This window comes from Agrobacterium sp. El2ro-1b (genome assembly GCF_048298475.1).
In the GTDB taxonomy this organism is placed as follows: Bacteria; Pseudomonadota; Alphaproteobacteria; order Rhizobiales; family Rhizobiaceae; genus Agrobacterium; species Agrobacterium fabrum.
In genome coordinates this window covers 735577-752912 of record NZ_CP103459.1, presented here as the reverse complement: position 1 = coordinate 752912, position 17336 = coordinate 735577, and the positions used below count along the sequence as shown (strand labels likewise).

General features: G+C 60.4%; 13 protein-coding genes. 8 read left to right on the top strand and 5 right to left on the bottom strand.

Annotated features, from left to right (window positions below):
* Positions 1-18: 18 nt before the first annotated feature.
* Positions 19-240, bottom strand: a complete 222-nt coding sequence (locus tag NYR50_RS17675; RefSeq protein ID WP_174011171.1) for a hypothetical protein — start codon at positions 238-240, stop codon at positions 19-21.
* 280 nt (positions 241-520) lie between these two features.
* Here NYR50_RS17675 and NYR50_RS17670 point away from each other — a divergent pair, with 280 nt between their 5' ends.
* From NYR50_RS17670 to NYR50_RS17660, 3 genes are read left to right on the top strand one after another with little or no spacing between them, the layout of a single operon-like run.
* Positions 521-1345 (top strand): N-formylglutamate amidohydrolase, encoded by an 825-nt coding sequence (locus tag NYR50_RS17670; RefSeq protein ID WP_418137730.1) that lies wholly within the window; start codon positions 521-523, stop codon positions 1343-1345.
* Positions 1345-3222 (top strand): flavohemoglobin expression-modulating QEGLA motif protein, encoded by a 1878-nt coding sequence (locus NYR50_RS17665; RefSeq protein WP_418137729.1) that lies wholly within the window; start codon positions 1345-1347, stop codon positions 3220-3222. The genes NYR50_RS17670 and NYR50_RS17665 overlap by 1 nt, the downstream gene beginning before the upstream one ends.
* Positions 3223-3232: 10 nt before the next feature.
* Complete coding sequence (locus NYR50_RS17660) at positions 3233-4279, top strand: glutathione synthase (protein ID WP_418137728.1); 1047 nt, start codon at positions 3233-3235, stop codon at positions 4277-4279.
* On the opposite strand, the gene NYR50_RS17655 is transcribed toward NYR50_RS17660, so the two are convergent.
* Positions 4280-5299, bottom strand: a complete 1020-nt coding sequence (locus NYR50_RS17655; RefSeq protein WP_418137727.1) for an NAD-dependent epimerase — start codon at positions 5297-5299, stop codon at positions 4280-4282.
* Positions 5300-5385: 86 nt separating this feature from the next.
* Positions 5386-6717 (bottom strand): UDP-glucose dehydrogenase family protein, encoded by a 1332-nt coding sequence (locus NYR50_RS17650; RefSeq protein ID WP_230060245.1) that lies wholly within the window; start codon positions 6715-6717, stop codon positions 5386-5388.
* 382 nt (positions 6718-7099) lie between these two features.
* Here NYR50_RS17650 and NYR50_RS17645 point away from each other — a divergent pair, with 382 nt between their 5' ends.
* Positions 7100-7987 carry a DMT family transporter gene (locus tag NYR50_RS17645; RefSeq protein ID WP_092773057.1) on the top strand — a complete coding sequence of 296 codons (888 nt, stop codon included), beginning with the start codon at positions 7100-7102 and terminating at the stop codon, positions 7985-7987.
* A 33-nt stretch (positions 7988-8020) separates the two neighbouring features.
* On the opposite strand, the gene NYR50_RS17640 is transcribed toward NYR50_RS17645, so the two are convergent.
* Positions 8021-8923 carry a LysR family transcriptional regulator gene (locus tag NYR50_RS17640; protein WP_418137726.1) on the bottom strand — a complete coding sequence of 301 codons (903 nt, stop codon included), beginning with the start codon at positions 8921-8923 and terminating at the stop codon, positions 8021-8023.
* Positions 8924-9136: 213 nt separating this feature from the next.
* On the opposite strand from NYR50_RS17640, the gene NYR50_RS17635 reads away from it, so the two are divergent.
* From NYR50_RS17635 to NYR50_RS17620, 4 genes are all read left to right on the top strand, one after another.
* Positions 9137-10666 carry an aldehyde dehydrogenase family protein gene (locus tag NYR50_RS17635; RefSeq protein WP_418137725.1) on the top strand — a complete coding sequence of 510 codons (1530 nt, stop codon included), beginning with the start codon at positions 9137-9139 and terminating at the stop codon, positions 10664-10666.
* Positions 10667-10896: 230 nt separating this feature from the next.
* Positions 10897-11850, top strand: coding sequence for an aliphatic sulfonate ABC transporter substrate-binding protein (locus NYR50_RS17630; protein ID WP_418137724.1), 954 nt, complete (start codon positions 10897-10899; stop codon positions 11848-11850).
* 20 nt (positions 11851-11870) lie between these two features.
* A complete protein-coding gene (locus tag NYR50_RS17625; protein ID WP_006313917.1) occupies positions 11871-12653 on the top strand; it encodes an ABC transporter permease subunit in 783 nt (260 codons plus the stop codon).
* An 8-nt stretch (positions 12654-12661) separates the two neighbouring features.
* Complete coding sequence (locus NYR50_RS17620; protein WP_418137723.1) at positions 12662-13489, top strand: ABC transporter ATP-binding protein; 828 nt, start codon at positions 12662-12664, stop codon at positions 13487-13489.
* 41 nt (positions 13490-13530) lie between these two features.
* Here the strand turns inward: NYR50_RS17620 and putA are convergent, their stop codons facing one another.
* Complete coding sequence (gene putA / locus NYR50_RS17615) at positions 13531-17205, bottom strand: trifunctional transcriptional regulator/proline dehydrogenase/L-glutamate gamma-semialdehyde dehydrogenase (protein WP_418137722.1); 3675 nt, start codon at positions 17203-17205, stop codon at positions 13531-13533.
* Between the last annotated feature and the right edge of the window lie 131 nt (positions 17206-17336).

Sequence of the window (17336 nt, the reverse complement as noted above, 5' to 3'; positions counted from 1 at the left end):
GTCTGTCTCCTTCTAAATTCAGTCTTCTTCGTCGGAATTGATGGATGGCAGGAAAAATTCCACGTCCTTGCGGCGCTCGGCATCAAGTTTTTCGATGTGCGCCTGCCAAAACTGTTCGGCGTCGGCGGGTTCGTTCTCCCACTGGCGCACGAATGTCTTGTTATCGTCGATCATCACCTGACGTGTGCCGCCAAGCCGAAGATATTCTTCCGCAAGTTTGCGCGTTTCGGTCTTTTCCATGTCGCGGCTCCTTAAGGGTGGACGGAGGGACGCCGGATGGGTGAGAAGCTCGGCTGCCATTTCGTTGGCCACCGGGAGAAAACGGAAAAATCCCGGTGTTCTTCGGCACCATCGTGTCCGTTTGACACGGCGGCCCTCCTGCCAAAACAACGTGGGCTTTCCGGTATGGTTCCCCAGTTTTCCGAACGGCTTTATCGCCACGCGCAAATGAATAGTGCGCAATTTTAACCGGAACAAACCGGCGTCTTCCATTGTTTTACACCCCATGCAGGGAGGCAGCATGGCAGCCAGACAAAACGACAAATATCGCGGCGATACTGAAAACAAAAGTTTCTGGACGATCGACTTCGGCCGGTCGCCAGTCATCGGCACGGCCATTCATGATGGTCATTTCATCCGTTCGGATATAGCCGATCTGATGGCGCTTTCTCCGGAACAAAGGCTGCGTGAGGAAGACCCCTTCACCGGCGAGATGATTGCGGGCCTGACAAACCGCCTCGTCGTTCACCATTCGCGTTTTGAAATCGATCTCAATCGTGCGGCCGATCAGGCGATCTATCTGAAGCCGGAGCAATCCTGGGGGCTTGAGGTCTGGAGCGAGGAGCCATCGCAAGACGCTGTTCGCCAGTCACTTGATTTCCACGCGGATTATTACGCGATGCTTGAGAGCGTTCTCTTGGCCGTCGAGCGGCGGCATGGGGCTTTCGTGGTGCTGGATGTGCACAGCTACAATCATCGCCGCCAGGGCGCCGGCGAGCCGCCGACGGCGCAGGCGGAAGCACCCGATATCAATATCGGCACCTTCTCCATGGACCGCAGCCGCTGGAGCGATGTCGTCAGTGTGGTCGGGGAGCATTTCGCATCCGCGACCATCGGCGGTCGGCGGCTCGACGTGCGCGAGAACGTGGCGTTTCAGGGCAAGGGGGAACAGACCCGCTTCATCCACGAACGCTTTGCCCAAAATGGCTGCGCCATTGCGATCGAATTCAAGAAATTCTTCATGGATGAATGGACGGGAGAACCGGACAGGCGTGTGGTGTCGGATATCAGAGAGACGATCGCCGCCCTTCAGCCGGTTCTCGAAGATTGTCTGAGGTCGCGGTGATGGCCGGTTCCCCCGCCCGCCGCGAACCTTCCCTCGTCGCCGATCTCGTGGATGACGTCGTCTCCTGTCTTGAGGATGGCAAGGCGATCCGCCGTGATGTGGGAAAGGATGGCAGGCTGCATATCGATCGGCCGTTGCCGTTCCTCTGCCTGCACCTGACCGGGGGTACGAAAAATCTCGCCGCGCGCGATATCGCCGCCGCCCATGCCTCCTATCTCATCGCTTCGAACATTCAGGAGGCGGCACCCCTGATCGAGGCCGTAGGAGTTGCGATGCGGCGGCGCTTCGGCGCTTTCATCGTGCTCGATATCGGTGAACTCGAACACGATATCCTGCTGGCTGACGATTCCCCCTTCCTGCCGCATTACGAGGTTTCCGTCTCTGCGACTTCGGAACCGGAAACGCAGAAGGCCCGCCGGGTCTTTATCAAGGCGGTGTGTGATGCCGAAGTGCGTTTTCGCACACCGCGTATCACCCGGCCGGAGCCGGAAGCCGATCCGGTCCTGCGGTTTCAGAATGCCGGACTGGATTTTCCGTGCATCAGCGTGCGTTTTGCGCCGATCTACCGCCAGCCGGAATCCGGTGCGGATTATCCCGGCCTGCGTGAGACGATGATCGCCGATCTTTTCGACGCGGGTTTACAGGCATTCTCGTCATTTTCATCCGGTACGGATGCGCTGACGGTCACCAGCCATCGGGCGCTCGGCCGCAAGGCCTTTGTCGACGCCGTCCGGCGCGCTGACCGCTCGGTTGATGAGATCGTGTCATCCTTCGATTTTCTTCTATCCGTCACACCGATCAATGCCCGCCGGGCCTTCGAGGAGTTCCGTGATGGCAGCTTCCAGTTTGCGCCGCGCCTGCTTTACCGGCCGCTGGGCGTCGATGTCGAAGAGCAGAAACGCAAGCTCTATTCCGTTGTTTTCGATCATCTGGAAGACCCGGTTCTCTATCATCTCTACCGTGAGAAACAGCAGGAGATCGACCTGCAACTGACGATGCTTGCAAGCCTGCACCGTCGCACCTTCACCGATTTTTCGCGCGCTCTTTATGGCGCCGTCGAACCCGCGCTTCTGACCCTTGCACTTCGTGTGCTCGAGGATTGCCCGCGCGCGCAAGAAACCAGCGAAATCGCCATGGTGGATTGTTACGCGGTCGCCAAGAAATCACGGGAGATGGTCGAGACCTATCTGGCAGAGGAACCGGAGTTCAAGGCCCGTGTCGAAATCCGCGACGACCTGCCGCCCGGTCTGATGGTGACGGGCGAAAAGCTGCTGATTTCCCGTCACACGGTCATGGAAGAACGCCGTGTCGAGGCGCTGTTGTCGCATGAAATCGGCGTGCATCTTCTCACCTATTTCAATGGCTCGTCCCAGGGCCTCAGGCTCTTCCGCACCGGCCTTTCCGGTTATGAGGGCGTGCAGGAGGGGCTGGCGGTACTGGCGGAGCATCTGGCCGGCGGCATGACGCGGGAGCGCCTGCGGCTGATCGCCGGCCGCGTTGTTGGCTGCGCCGCCATGCTGGACGGCGCGACTTTCGTAGACACCTTCCGCATCATGACCCGCGATCATGGGTTTGATGAGGCGGGCGCCTTTAACATGGTGCTGCGCATCTATCGCGGCGGCGGTCTTTCCAAGGATGCGATTTATCTGCGCGGGCTGGCCGAGGTGCTGGACCATCTGCGCAAGGGTGGCGCGCTCGATCCCTTCTGGATGGGCAAGATCGCCGCCAAACATTTTCCGGTCATGCAGGAGTTGGCCTTGCGCGGCCTGTTACGGCCACCTGGGGTCAGGCCTGCATTTTTATTGCCCGCCAAGGCCAATGAGCGCCTGGAGAAAATCCGGGCGGGATTATCAATCGCCGAACTGGCGACATTATAGGAGGGGCTTCATGCGTATCGCATTTTTCGTCAATTCCATCGAAACCGAAGGGCCGACATTCGCAACGGGCCTGTTGGCCATGGCGGCCCTCAATCGCGGCCATGATGTGGTCTATCTGACACCGGGGGATTTTACCCTGCGCTCCGATGACACGCTGGCGGTTCACGCCACTGTCATCCGCAAGGGAAAATACAAGAAGTCCGAGGCTTTCCATGCGGCACTCCAGGACAAGGCGCTGGAGCGCATGACCATGGATGTGGAGGAAATCGACGCACTGATGCTGCGAAACGACCCTTCGCTCGACCAGACGACGCGGCCATGGGCCGTCCATGCGGGCATCCTGTTTGGCCGGCTTGCCGAGCAGCGCGGCGTCGTGGTGCTCAATGATCCCGAAGGTCTGGCGCTTGCGCAGAACAAGCTCTATTTCCAGAGCTTTCCGGAAATCGTGCGCCCGACGACGCTGATTTCCCGCAATGTCGAAGAAATCCGCGCCTTTGCCGATACGCATCCCAAGGGCGTCATCGTCAAGCCATTGCAGGGTTCCGGCGGCAAAAACGTCTTCAAGATCGGGTCGAGCAAGGAGACCAATCTCAACCAGATTTTCGAGGCGGTGAGCCTTGAGGGGTATCTGATCGCGCAGGCTTATCTGCCGGCCGCGAAAGAGGGCGATGTGCGGTTCTTCATGATGAACGGCAGGCCGTTGATGCGCGATGGGCAATATGCCGCGCTTCGCCGTGTGCCAGCCAAGGGCGACCTTCGTTCCAATATTCATGCGAACGGCACGGCTGAAGCGGTGAAGGTGACGGATGAGATCGTCGAGCTTGCCGAAATGATGCGGCCGAAGCTGGTGGAGGATGGCATGTTCCTTGTCGGCCTCGATATCGTCGGTGACAAGATATTGGAGGTGAACGTGTTCTCGCCGGGCGGGCTGGCGAATATCCTTGAACTCACCAATGTCGATTTCAGCGATACGATCATCGAGGCGGTGGAAACCAAGGTGTCGATGCAGGCGGCATCCGGTGGTGCCCTGTCGAACAGGCTGCTGGCTACGCTTTGACTATTCCGTGAGGTTTCCGTTCATCCCGCGATACCAGGCGACGAGGGCCTTGATGCCCTCTTCGACCGGGGTCTGCGGTACATAACCGGTCAATGCCCTCAGGAGATCGGGCGAGGCGAAGGTGCGCGGCACGTCGCCCTGTTGCATCGGCAGCATGTTGCGGATCGCCTGCTTGCCGACTGCCTTTTCGATCGTTTCGACGAAGTGCATCAGCTCCACCGGCTGGCCGCCGCCGATATTGACGACACGGAAAGGTGCATGGTGCGAAAGCGTGTCGGTCACGCCTTCCTGTGTCACGCGGTTTTCCTCTGATGGGATCACGGCGCTCAGCCGGACGATGCCTTCGACCAGATCGTCGATATAGGTGAAGTCGCGGCTCATATTGCCTTGCCCGTAAATATCGATCGGCTGGCCGTTGGAGACGGCGTCGACGAATTTGATCGGCGCCATGTCCGGCCGTCCCCACGGGCCGTAGACCGTGAAGAAACGGAAAGCGGTGGTCGGTAGCTTGTGCAGATGCGCATAGCTGTGCGCCATCAATTCCATGGATTTTTTGGTGGCTGCATAAAGCGTCATCGGCTCGTCGGCCTTGTCGCTTTCCGCAAAGGGGATTTTTTCATTGGCGCCGTAAATGGAGGAGGTCGATGCCAGCATCAGGTGTTTGACCTTAAGGCTTCTCGCAAGCTCCAGCATGTTGAACGAGCCGATGAGATTGGAATCGATATAGGCGCGCGGATTTTCAAGGCTGTAACGAACACCGGCCTGTGCGGCGAGGTGGATGATGATTTCCGGTTCGGCGGCTTCTGCCGCCCGCTTCAGCGCATCTGTATCTTCGAGCATGCCGATCTCGGCCCGGAAGCCGTTGGAGCGGGCAAGGATAGCGTGACGTTTTTCCTTCAGACTGACATCGTAATATTTCGTCATGCCATCGAAGCCGGTGACGAAGTGTCCGGCATCCAGCAGCCGTTTTGCAACGTAAAAACCGATGAAGCCTGCCGTGCCGGTGACCAGATAACGCATGATGACTATGTCCCGAATCCGTTGGTGCGTTTGCGGTCAGACCGAAGCGCGGAAAATCTTTTGATGAAATTGCGAAAGCGAAGCCTTCAGGTTTCGTTACCCGGGCTGCCTTCATGCGGGCGACCCACCGCGGCATAGATGAAGCCATGGCCGGCAACCTCATCCGTGCGGTAGATATTGCGTAAATCCACGAGAACAGGGCTTTTCATGATGGCTTTGAGGCGCGGCAGGTCGAGTGCGCGGAACTGGTTCCATTCCGTCACGATCACGACGGCGTCGGCGCCTTCCGCTGCCTCGTAAGGGCCGGCCGCATAGTCGATGTCTTCCATCAGGTGCCGGGCATTCGCCATGCCTTCCGGATCATAGCCCACCACCTTCGCCCCGCCGTCCTGCAGGGTCTGGATGATGGCGATGGCCGGGCTGTCGCGCATGTCGTCGGTGTTCGGCTTGAAGGTGAGGCCCAGCACGGCGATCTTCTTGCCGCGCACGTCGCCGCCCACCGCGTTGATGACCTTGCGGCCCATGGCGCGCTTGCGCGTGTCGTTGACGGCGATGGTGGTTTCGATCAGCCGTACCGGTGCATCATAATCCTGCGCGGTCTTGGCGAGCGCCAGCGTATCTTTCGGGAAACACGAGCCGCCATAACCGGGGCCGGCATGCAGGAATTTCGAGCCGATGCGGCCATCGAGACCAATGCCGCGCGACACGTCCTGCACATTGGCTCCGACCTTTTCGCAGAGGTCAGCCATTTCGTTGATGAAGGTGATCTTCATCGCCAGAAAGGCGTTGGCGGCATATTTGATGAGTTCGGAAGCGCGCCTTGTGGTGAAGAGCAGCGGCGACTGGTTGAGGTAAAGCGGCCGGTAAACCTCCGTCATCACAGGGCGGGCGCGCTCGTCCGAAAGGCCGACGACGATGCGGTCCGGTCGCTTGAAATCCTCGATGGCAGCCCCTTCGCGCAGGAATTCCGGGTTGGACACCACGGCGAAATCGGCGGATGGGTTTTCCTCGCGAATGATACGTTCCACCTCGTCGCCGGTACCGACGGGAACGGTGGATTTGGTGACGATGACGGTGAAACCATCAAGCGCATGGGCGATCTCTTTCGCTGCCGCATAGACATAACCGAGATCGGCATGGCCATCGCCGCGCCGGGAGGGCGTGCCAACCGCGATGAAGACGACTTCGGCATTGGCGACGGCGGCGGAAAGGTCCGTCGTGAAGCTCAACCGGCCAGCCTTGGCGTTGTTGGCGACGATGGTCTCCAGACCCGGCTCGAAGATCGGAATATGGCCGCTTTTCAGGGCCTCGATCTTCTCCGGCATCTTGTCGACGCAGACCACGTCATGGCCAAAATCTGCAAAACACGCGCCGGACACGAGGCCGACATAACCCGAACCGATCATCACAATCCGCATTCTTTTTCCTTTCGGTTAGCGAGGCCATGTTAACGCGGCAGCACCGGCCGGGGAAATCGGCGGGTGAAAAATCGCATGATGATGTTTAGCCGCCTTCATGTCCGTCGCCAAGCGCCACGATCAACACCGGCTAACCTCTTTCCATGACGGTGATGTGATGGCCGTGGCGGGACAAATTTGCCGCACCTTGCAGCCGATTGCATCGATGCTGTGAGATCGCCCATTTTTGCCTGTTTTGCGGCTTGCACTCATAGGTAGCCGGGTCTAGCCATAGGGTCGAGGATCAAATCTGCCAGACTGTCTGCCCTTTAAATAGGGTGCTCGGGTCGCGTCACGCGGCCGGGGGATGCTTTGCGTTGCGGTCGATGTTCGGGGAAGTCAAATGCAAAAGGGTTTTCTGCTCGGTCTGTTCGCTTATGCGACCTTTTCCCTGGGCGATGCCACGATCAAGTCGCTCGGGTCACAGATCAGCGTTTTCGAAATCGGTTTTTTCAGCATTCTCTTCTCTGGCATCTTCATCTTCTTCAGCAAACCACGCGAGGAAAGATGGCGTGAATTCTGGCGCATGAGCCGGCCCTTTGCGGTGCATGGGCGTGCGATCTCCGGTCTCTTTGCCGGCATTTTCGGCATCTATGCCTTCACCACCATTCCGCTGGCGGAGGCCTATGCGCTGATCTTTCTGTCGCCACTTTTCGTCACCGTGCTTTCTGCCTTGGTGCTCAAGGAGAATATCGGTCCATGGCGCTGGGCAGCGGTTCTGGCCGGTATCGTCGGTGTCATCCTCGTCGTACGGCCGGGCTTCAAGACGCTGGAACTCGGCCATATCGCCGCCATCGGCGTCGCGTTCCTGGCGGCCATGACCATCGTGCTTTTGCGCTCGCTGGCGGGCAAGGAAAAACGCACCTCGATCATGGGGGTGCTTCTGATTTACGGCCTGACGTTTAACGGCATCGCTTCCATTCCCGATTTCGTTATGCCCAACCTGCACCAGCTTCTGGCCTTTGCCTTCATCGGCCTTTGCACGGCGACGGGACAGATCACGCTTCTGGTTGCGACCCGCATCGCGCCGGCAAGCCAGATCGCGCCGTCGCATTATTCGCAAATCCTCTGGGCCGTGGCGATCGGCATGACCTTTTTCCACGAATACCCCGATGCCATCGCGGTGCTGGGTCTCGCCGTCATCGCCGCATCGGGGCTTCTGACGATGATCCGCGAAAAGGTCAGGCTCGGCACTGTCCGGTGGAACCCGTTTTTCCGCAATCGACTTTGATCGTCGATTATCGCCACAGGCGTACATAACGGCCTAGACCGGCTTGCCCACCTGATCGAGCAGCCACGCCTGAAAGGCGCGGGCAAGCACATTGTCCTGACGTCCTTCCGGCAGGGCGACATAATAGCTCTTGTCGGTCTGCAGGGGGATGTCGAACACGATTTCGAGGCGGCCGGAAGCCAGTTCCGCCTCGATGAGATATCGCGGCAGAAGGGCAAAACCGATGCCGCTTGCAGCGGCTTCGATGATCATCGAGAACTGGTCGAAACGGCTGCCCTGATAGGCATTGTCGGCGGTCACGCCGTTCATTTCCAGCCATTCCGTCCAAAGTTTCGGCCGGGTTGTGACATGCAGCAGCGGTTGCCCGGCCAGATCCTGCGCCCGGCTCACGCCGGCGCGACGGAGCAGGGCAGGGCTCGCAACCGGCACGATCACCTCGTTGCATAAGAACGTGCAGGTGCCATGCGCCCAGATTGGCTGGCCATAATGAATGGCGAGATCGAAACCTTCCTCGTCAAAATCGAAGGGGTGCGAGCGTGAGCCGATCGTGATCGTCATATCAGGGTTGGCATCGATGAAGCGGTGAAGCCGCGGCATCAGCCAGCGGCTGCCAAAGGTTGGCAGTGTCGCGACGGAGAGCGATGCATGCGACGTCCCGGCAGAAACCGCACGCACCATCAACTGTTCGGATTGCTGCAACAGGCGTCGCACATCTGGCAGGAATTTACGCCCTGCTTCCGAAAGCACGACCCGTCTGCGGATGCGCTCGAAGAGCTGCATTCCCGTCTGCGCCTCCAGCTCGCCGATCTGTCGGCTGACAGCGCTCTGCGTGAGGTTGAGTTCTTCAGCCGCGCGCGTAAAATTGCCATGCCGGGCCGCGCATTCGAACGCCTGCAGGGTAACGATATCAGGAACCAGTCTTCTGCGCGGATCCATTCCATTCTCGCATCAACTTACCCGATTTCCTCATTGGAAAAGGGTTGTTATGGGCATATATGATTACGGGAAAGAATGGAACGGTCTTTTCGGCGTTGCCGGACCCAGTTTCAGAGAACGAATGAAAAATTCGGGGAAAGATGAGTGACGGGAGTTGAAAGCGCCTTATCCAAACGGCCTTTCCTCCCCTTTTCAACCAAAAGGACGATGGATATGGATGCGATGACGAAGCTTGACGTGAAACAGGAAGCCGCGGCTCTGCTCGACAGGATGGGTGTTGCCCGCGATCTTTATACCGGCGGCGACATGGCGTCCTTCAGCCCCGTGACCGGTGAGCAGATCGCCAGCCTCAGGACAGTGTCGGTCGAGGGTGTCGCAGCGGTTGTCGACAAGGCTGATGCGGCCTTCAGGACCTGGCGTAATGTGCCGGCGCCCCGTCGTGGTGAGTTGATCCGCCTGCTGGGCGAAGAACTGCGCGCCTTCAAGACCGATCTCGGCCGTCTCGTGTCTCTGGAGGCGGGCAAGATCCCGTCCGAAGGTCTCGGTGAAGTGCAGGAGATGATCGATATCTGTGATTTCGCTGTCGGTCTTTCCCGCCAGCTTTACGGCCTCACCATCGCTACCGAACGTCCCGGCCACCGCATGATGGAAACCTGGCATCCGCTTGGCGTCGTCGGCGTCATCTCGGCCTTCAATTTTCCCGTCGCCGTCTGGTCGTGGAATGCCGCACTTGCCCTCGTCTGCGGTAATTCGGTGGTCTGGAAGCCTTCGGAGAAGACCCCGCTTACGGCCCTTGCCGTGCAGGGCATCTTCGAGCGCGCCGCCGCCCGCTTCGGCGATGCGCCGGAAGGTCTGTCGCAGCTGCTAATAGGCGATCGCGCCGTGGGTGAAGCCATGGTGGACAATGCCAAGGTGCCGCTCGTCTCTGCCACCGGCTCGACCCGTATGGGCCGTGATGTCGGCCCGCGTCTGGCCAAGCGCTTTGCCCGCGCCATTCTGGAACTTGGCGGCAACAATGCCGGCATCGTCTGCCCGTCTGCCGATCTCGACATGGCGCTGCGCGCTATCGCCTTCGGTGCCATGGGCACTGCGGGCCAGCGCTGCACGACGCTTCGCCGGCTTTTCGTGCACGACAGCGTCTATGACGAGCTCGTGCCGCGCCTGAAAAAGGCTTACGCGTCCGTCTCCGTCGGCAATCCGCTGGAAAGTTCCGCACTCGTCGGCCCGCTGGTCGACAAGGCAGCCTTTGACGGCATGCAAAAGGCGCTTGAGGCTGCCAAGGCGGCCGGCGGCGTGGTGAATGGCGGCGGCCGTGTGGATACCGGTGCAGCAGATGCCTATTACGTGAAACCTGCACTCGTCGAAATGCCGAAGCAGGTTGGCCCCGTTCTGGAAGAGACCTTCGCGCCGATCCTCTATGTCATGAAGTATAGCGATCTCGATCAGGCGATCGACGCGCATAATGCCGTTGCCGCGGGTCTTTCCTCGTCCATCTTCACCCGCGACATGCAGGAATCGGAACGTTTCCTGTCGTCGGAAGGCTCGGATTGCGGCATCGCCAACGTCAATATCGGCACATCGGGTGCGGAAATCGGCGGCGCGTTTGGCGGCGAGAAGGAAACCGGTGGCGGCCGTGAATCCGGTTCGGATTCCTGGAAGGCCTATATGCGCCGCGCCACCAACACCATCAACTATTCCAAGGCGCTGCCTTTGGCGCAGGGTGTTTCCTTCGATATCGAATAAGTCGATCGTATCCCGATTGATCCCTATGCCGGCGCATATTGCGCCGGCGTTTTCGTTTGGGGGCTAAAAATGAGCCGCCGCCAATATTTGCGGGAAAGCCCGATGGCGGCGGAATTTTATTCCCGCCATATCAGTTATATTGAATTATTGTCTCTCTATCGTTTTTATCGAAAACCCTAGCATTGCTCCATGTCACAAACCGGCCAGAGGGGCTGGTGATAGGAGATGAAATGCCAGCCATGACCCGACGCGCCCTTTCCACCGGTCTTCTCGCCGCCGCCGCCTTTTCAACTCTGGCCTTTGCCGCACAGGCTGCGGAAGAACTGAAGATCGGTTACCAGAAAACCGGCTTGCCTGTTATCGCAAGGCAGCAGGGCGTGATTGAAAAGGCGCTCGTGGCCAAGGGCGTGAAGGTGTCGTGGGTGGAATTCACGGCAGGTCCGCCGCTGGTGGAAGCCTTGAATGTCGGTTCCATCAATGTCGGCTGGACAGGTGACGCGCCGCCGATTTTCGGTCAAGCGGCCGGTTCGGCCATCGTTTATGTCGCGGCGCTTCCTTCGAACGGCAAGGGCGAGGCGATCTTCACCAAGCCTGAGAGCGGCATCAAGTCGGTTGCCGATCTCAAGGGCAAGAAGGTCGGTGTCGGCAAGGGCACCAGTGCCCATAATCTGCTGGTCGCGGCGCTGGAGAAGAACGGCCTGAAACTCAGTGATATCGATGTGACCTATCTCAGCCCCGCCGATGCCGCGGCCGCTTTCGCCAGCGACAAGATCGATGCCTGGGCCGTCTGGGATCCGTTCTATGCGATTGCCGAAACCCGCTACAAACCGGTGACTCTTGCCCGCACCAGCGAGGTCCTTGACGTCAAAACCTATTTCCTCGCCAATCGCGACTATACCAAATCCCATGCGGATACGATCAACACCACCGTCGGTGCGCTGGGCGAAGCGGCGAAATGGTCTGCCGCCAACCGCGACAAGGTGGCCGCCGCGCTGCATGAGGTGACGGGCGTTCCGCTGGAGGCGCAGACGCTCGCCGCCAACCGCTCGGAATTCGGCATCACCAGGATCGACGACAAAATCGTCGCCAGCCAGCAGGAAACCGCCGACCGCTTTTATCGCCTGGGCCTCATCCCGAAACAGATCAGCATCAAGGATGCCATCTGGTCGGGTGCGACCAACTGAGCCGGACCGGAGGTGATGCCATGAGCACTGGAAAGCGTATCGAGATAGGTGGCGCCGCCACCGGCTGGCTGCTTCCCGCCCTCATCCTTGCAGGATGGGAAGTGGCGGCGCGTGTCGGCCTGATTTCTGCCAACGTGCTTCCCGCCCCCTCCGCTGTCGCGGAAGCCTTCTGGCGGCTTCTGCTCTCGGGTGAGCTTATCGCCAATATCGGCGTCAGTTCCGCCCGCGCACTGGCCGGCTTTGCCATCGGCGGCTCCATCGGCTTCATCTTCGGGCTCGCCAATGGCCTGTCTAGATTTTCCCGCAGCTTCACCGATACGACGCTGCAGATGATCCGCAATATTCCACATCTGGCGCTCATTCCGCTCGTCATCCTGTGGTTCGGCATAGATGAGGAAGCGAAGCTCTTTCTCGTCGCGCTCGGGGTCTTCTTCCCGATCTACATCAACACGCTGCTCGGCATTCAGGGGGTCGATCCGCAACTGGTGGAGATGGGCCGCACCTACGGCATGTCGCCCTTCACGCTGTTCCGGCGGGTGATCCTGCCTGGCGCGCTGCCGTCCATCTTCACCGGCCTGCGCTATGCGCTCGGCATCATGTGGTTGACCTTGATCGTGGCGGAAACCATCTCTTCGTCCTCCGGCCTCGGCTACATGGCCATGCAGGCGCGCGAGTTCCTGCTGATCGATGTCGTTGTGCTGTCGATCCTCATCTATGCGCTTCTCGGCAAGCTCGCCGACAGTTTCGCCCGCTTCCTCGAAAGCATCTTCCTGCAATGGCATCCAGCCTTCAAGAAAGTCTGAGGTAACCCATGTCGACCGGTAATGTGACGACGCTGAGACGCCCCGAAGCCCCGCCATCCCTTCCGGCCGGAACCGAGGCGAAGATCGAACACCGTGCCAAACCGGCTGAAGGCAAGGTCGCCTTCAGCTTTCGCAACGTCACGAAAAGCTTTGGCGACAAGCTGGTCCTGCGTGGCATCGATCTCGATGTGCGGGAAGGCGAGTTTCTGGCTGTTATCGGCAAGAGCGGCTGTGGCAAAAGCACGCTTTTGCGCATCCTGGCCGGTCTCGACACGCCGACCACCGGCACCGTCTCGAAAGACCCATCGAACCGCACCCGCATGATGTTTCAGGAGCCGCGGCTTCTGCCGTGGGAACGGATCGCAAACAATGTTTCGGTGGGACTGACTGGCATCGCCAAAGGCGAAGCGGCAAGGGAACAGGCGCTCGGCATTCTCGAAGAGGTCGGTCTCAAGGACCGGGCGGGCGAGTGGCCCTATGTGCTCTCCGGCGGCCAGAAGCAGCGCGTGGCGCTGGCGCGCGCGCTGGTCGCCCATCCGCAAATCCTGGCACTGGACGAGCCGCTCGGCGCGCTCGATGCGCTGACCCGCATTGAAATGCAGCTTCTGTTGGAGCGTATCTGGCGCAAGCAGAAATTCACCGCCGTGCTCGTCACCCATGATGTGTCGGAGGCCGTGGCGCTTGCCGATCGCATCGTCGTCATCGATGAGGGGCGCATCGCGCTCGATCTCGATGTAAAACTGCCACGCCCGCGCCGCCACGGCACGCCGGAATTCGCAAGGCTGGAAGAGCAGGTTCTGAACCAGCTCTTCGGCCGTGGTGATATCAACGGATAAAGGATGGAGCGGCAGGGCCGAGACCTTGCCGGGACCATGTTTTAGCCAATGCTCATCAGGCTGGCATTGCCGCCGGCGGCCGTGGTGTTGACGCTGACGGAGACCTCTTCCACCAGCCAGTCGAGAGTATAGGGCTGGCTTTCACCGGAAAGTGCGTCCGTCGTGGCGGCCTGAACCAGAACCAGCGGCCCGGGCAGGGCGGCGATCTTCCGGTTGATCGCCACCACGCGTTCCGCATCGCCCTCGACCAGCGCGCCGGCAAAGGGTGCCGATTTTTCCCAGTCATCCGCCCAGACGATGCGCGAGGTGACGGTTGCCGGCAGGCCGTAGATCGCCTTTTCCAGTCCCGAAGCATTGTCGATGACAACCGAGTTGCCGGTGGAAAGCGCTGCCGCAAGCTGGCGGTAAAGCCCCTGTTCGGTTGCCGGCACCAGCAGGACCTTGCCGCGCGGATGCAGCGCATAGACATTGCGCTCGCCGACCGGGCCGGTCAGCTCGGTCTCAAAGCCTAGGCCGGAAAGTGCTGCCGCCTGCCGTGCGGCTTCTGCCGCAACAGTCTGACCATTTTCATCCAGCCAGCGGGCGAGATCGACGGCGGCCTGATCCTGCTGGCTGGCGATGCGGTCTATCTTTGGCGCTTTCTCCGTCATGCGGCCGAGATAAAGCGGGCCACCGGCCTTAGGACCGGTGCCGGAAAGGCCGCGCCCGCCAAAGGGCTGCACACCGACCACCGCGCCGATGATGTTGCGGTTCACATAAAGATTGCCGGCCGCAACGCGGGAGAGCACATGCTGGATCGTGTCGTCGAGACGCGTGTGCAGGCCGAAGGTCAGGCCGTAACCGGTGGCGTTGATCTCATCGATCAGCCGGTCGAGATGATCGCGCTTGAAGCGGATGACGTGCAGCACCGGCCCGAAGACCTCGCGCTTCAGATCGGCGAGTGATTTCATCTCGATGATGGTCGGCGGCACGAAGGTGCCCTTGCCGGTCTCTCCCGCAATTGCGATCTGCTCGATGCGGTGACCGAGCGACCGCATGCCGTCAATATGCTGTTCGATGATGCCCTTGGCCTCGGCGGTGATGACGGGGCCGACATCGACGGAAAGCCGATCCGTGCGGCCGATGCGCAATTCGTGCAGCGCGCCTTTCAGCATGGTCAGCGTGCGGTCCGCCACATCTTCCTGCAGGCAGAGGATGCGCAGTGCCGAGCAGCGCTGTCCGGCACTGTCGAAGGCAGACGCGATGACATCGGCGACAACCTGTTCGGCAAGCGCGGAGGAATCGACGATCATGGCGTTCTGGCCGCCGGTTTCGGCAATCAACGGCACCGGCTGGCCATTGGCCAGAACCCGGCCGGCAAGCTGGCCCTGAATGAGCCGCGCTACCTCCGTCGAGCCGGTGAACATCACGCCCGCCGTCAGTGGTGAGCCGACGAGCGCCGCACCCGTCTTGCCATCGCCCGGCAGAAGCTGCACGGCGTCTTGCGGAACGCCCGCCTCATGCAGCAGGCGCACACCCTGTGCGGCGATCAGCGGGGTTTCTTCGGCGGGTTTTGCCAGAACCGGGTTGCCGGCAACCAGCGCTGCGGTCACCTGACCGATGAAGATGGCGAGCGGGAAGTTCCACGGGCTGATACAGACGACGGGACCGAGCGATTTTTCATCCGATTTGAAGTTCCTGCGGGCTTCTGCCGCGTAATAACGCAGGAAGTCGATGGCTTCGCGCACCTCGGCAATGGCGTTCGGCATGGATTTTCCCGCCTCGCGCATGATGAGCCCGAGCAGCGTGGGCATTTCGGCCTGCATGGCGTCAGCCGCGCGTTCCAGGCAGGCGGCACGGTCTTCCACCGGCGTATAGGGCCAGCTTGAGGCCGCCGCCCGCTGCATGGCTGCTTCGACATCGGCCTCGGTGGGTTCCGTCACATGGCCGACGATATCGCTGTGGTCGCCGGGGTTGAGGACCGGGCGCGTCTGGCCGCCCGCCTGTGGCGCGGCGGCCTTCCATTCCGTTGCTGCGCCGGCCTTCAGGGTCTTGTCGAGGGCAGAGAGCGTTGTTTCATTGGAGAGGTCGAGGCCGGCGGAGTTTTTCCGTTCCGGGCCGAAGAGACCGGCGGGGGCGGCGATACGGTCGTGCTGTGCACCGGGGACGGCGTGGGCCTTCACGACCGCGACCGGGTCTTCCAGCAGTGAGTCTACCGGCACGGCGGGATCGGCAATGCGGTTGACGAAGGAGGAGTTCGCGCCGTTTTCCAGAAGGCGGCGCACGAGATAGGCCAGCAGCGTCTCATGCGTGCCGACGGGGGCATAAAAACGGCAGGGGCGGTCGAGTTTCTTTTTGCCGACGACTTCGCTGTAAAGCGGTTCGCCCATGCCGTGCAGGCACTGGAACTCGTAGTCGCCGATTTTGAAATCGGGACCGGCGAGGTGATAGATGGTCGCCATGGACTGCGCATTGTGGGTCGCAAATTGCGGGAAGACCAGATCGCGCGCGTTGAGCAGCTTGCGGGCGCAGGCGATGTAGGAGACATCGGTATGCACTTTCCGGGTAAAGACCGGGAAGTCTTCCAGCCCCTCCACCTGCGCGCGCTTGATTTCCGCATCCCAATAAGCGCCCTTGACGAGACGCACCATGATGCGGCGGCCCGACCGGCGGGCGAGATTGATGATGTAATCCAGAACGAACGGGCAGCGGCGGCCATAGGCCTGCACTACGAAACCGAGGCCGTTCCAGCCGGCAAGGTCCTTGTCGAGCGCCAGTTCTTCGAGAAGATCGAGCGATAGTTCCAGCCGGTCGGCTTCTTCCGCATCGATATTGAGGCCGATATCGTATGTCTTGCTGAGCAGCATCAACGATTTCACGCGCGGCAGAAGCTCCGCCATCACCCGCTCGGCCTGCGCGCGGGCGTAACGCGGATGCAGCGCCGAAAGCTTGATGGAGATGCCCGGCCCGCCATAGATGCCGCGGCCGGCGGAGGCCTTGCCGATGGCGTGGATGGCGTTTTCATAATCCTTGTAATAACGCTCGGCATCCTTTGCGGTGGTCGCGGCTTCGCCCAGCATGTCGTAGGAATATTGGAAGCCCTGCTCCTCAAGCGGCTTCGACCGCTTGATCGCCTCACCGATGGTTTCGCCGGTCACGAATTGCTCGCCCATCATGCGCATCGCCATGTCGACGCCACGGCGGATGACGGGTTCGCCGGCGCGGGCGATCAGCTTGGTCAAGGCCGCCGATAGGCCGCTGTCATTGACGGTCGAAGTGAGCTTGCCGGTGATGACGAGACCCCAGGTAGCGGCATTGACGAAAAGCGAGCGCCCGCCGCCGATGTGGGACTTCCAGTCGCCGCGCGCGATCTTGTCGCGGATCAGCGCGTCACGGGTGGCGGTGTCGGGAATGCGCAGCAGCGCTTCGGCAAGGCACATCAGCGCCACGCCCTCATGGCTGGAAAGCGAATATTCCTGCACCAGCCCTTCGACGCCTGTGCCCTTGGTTTTGGCACGCAATGCTTCGATCAATTTGCGGGCGGTGTCGCGAATGGCTTTCGCCTGGTCAGCCGTCACCGTCGCCGTTTCGATCAAAGGCGCCATGCATTCTTCTTCTGCCCGGCGGTATGCGGCAGTGACCGCCTTGCGCAGCAGGCTCTGTTCGCGCACCGGCGGCGCAAAATTCTGGAAGATACCGTTCATCGCAAGAGCGGCGTTGTTTGCACCATCGGCCATTCTGAAAATCCTGAAAACGCTGTTGAAGGCAGATCGTCGGCGGCAGCGTGTCCTCCGCCCGCCGCTTGTCATCCTGGCACTCACAATATCATTACCGCAAAAATTGCTATGGCCTTATTTTCAGGATAAAA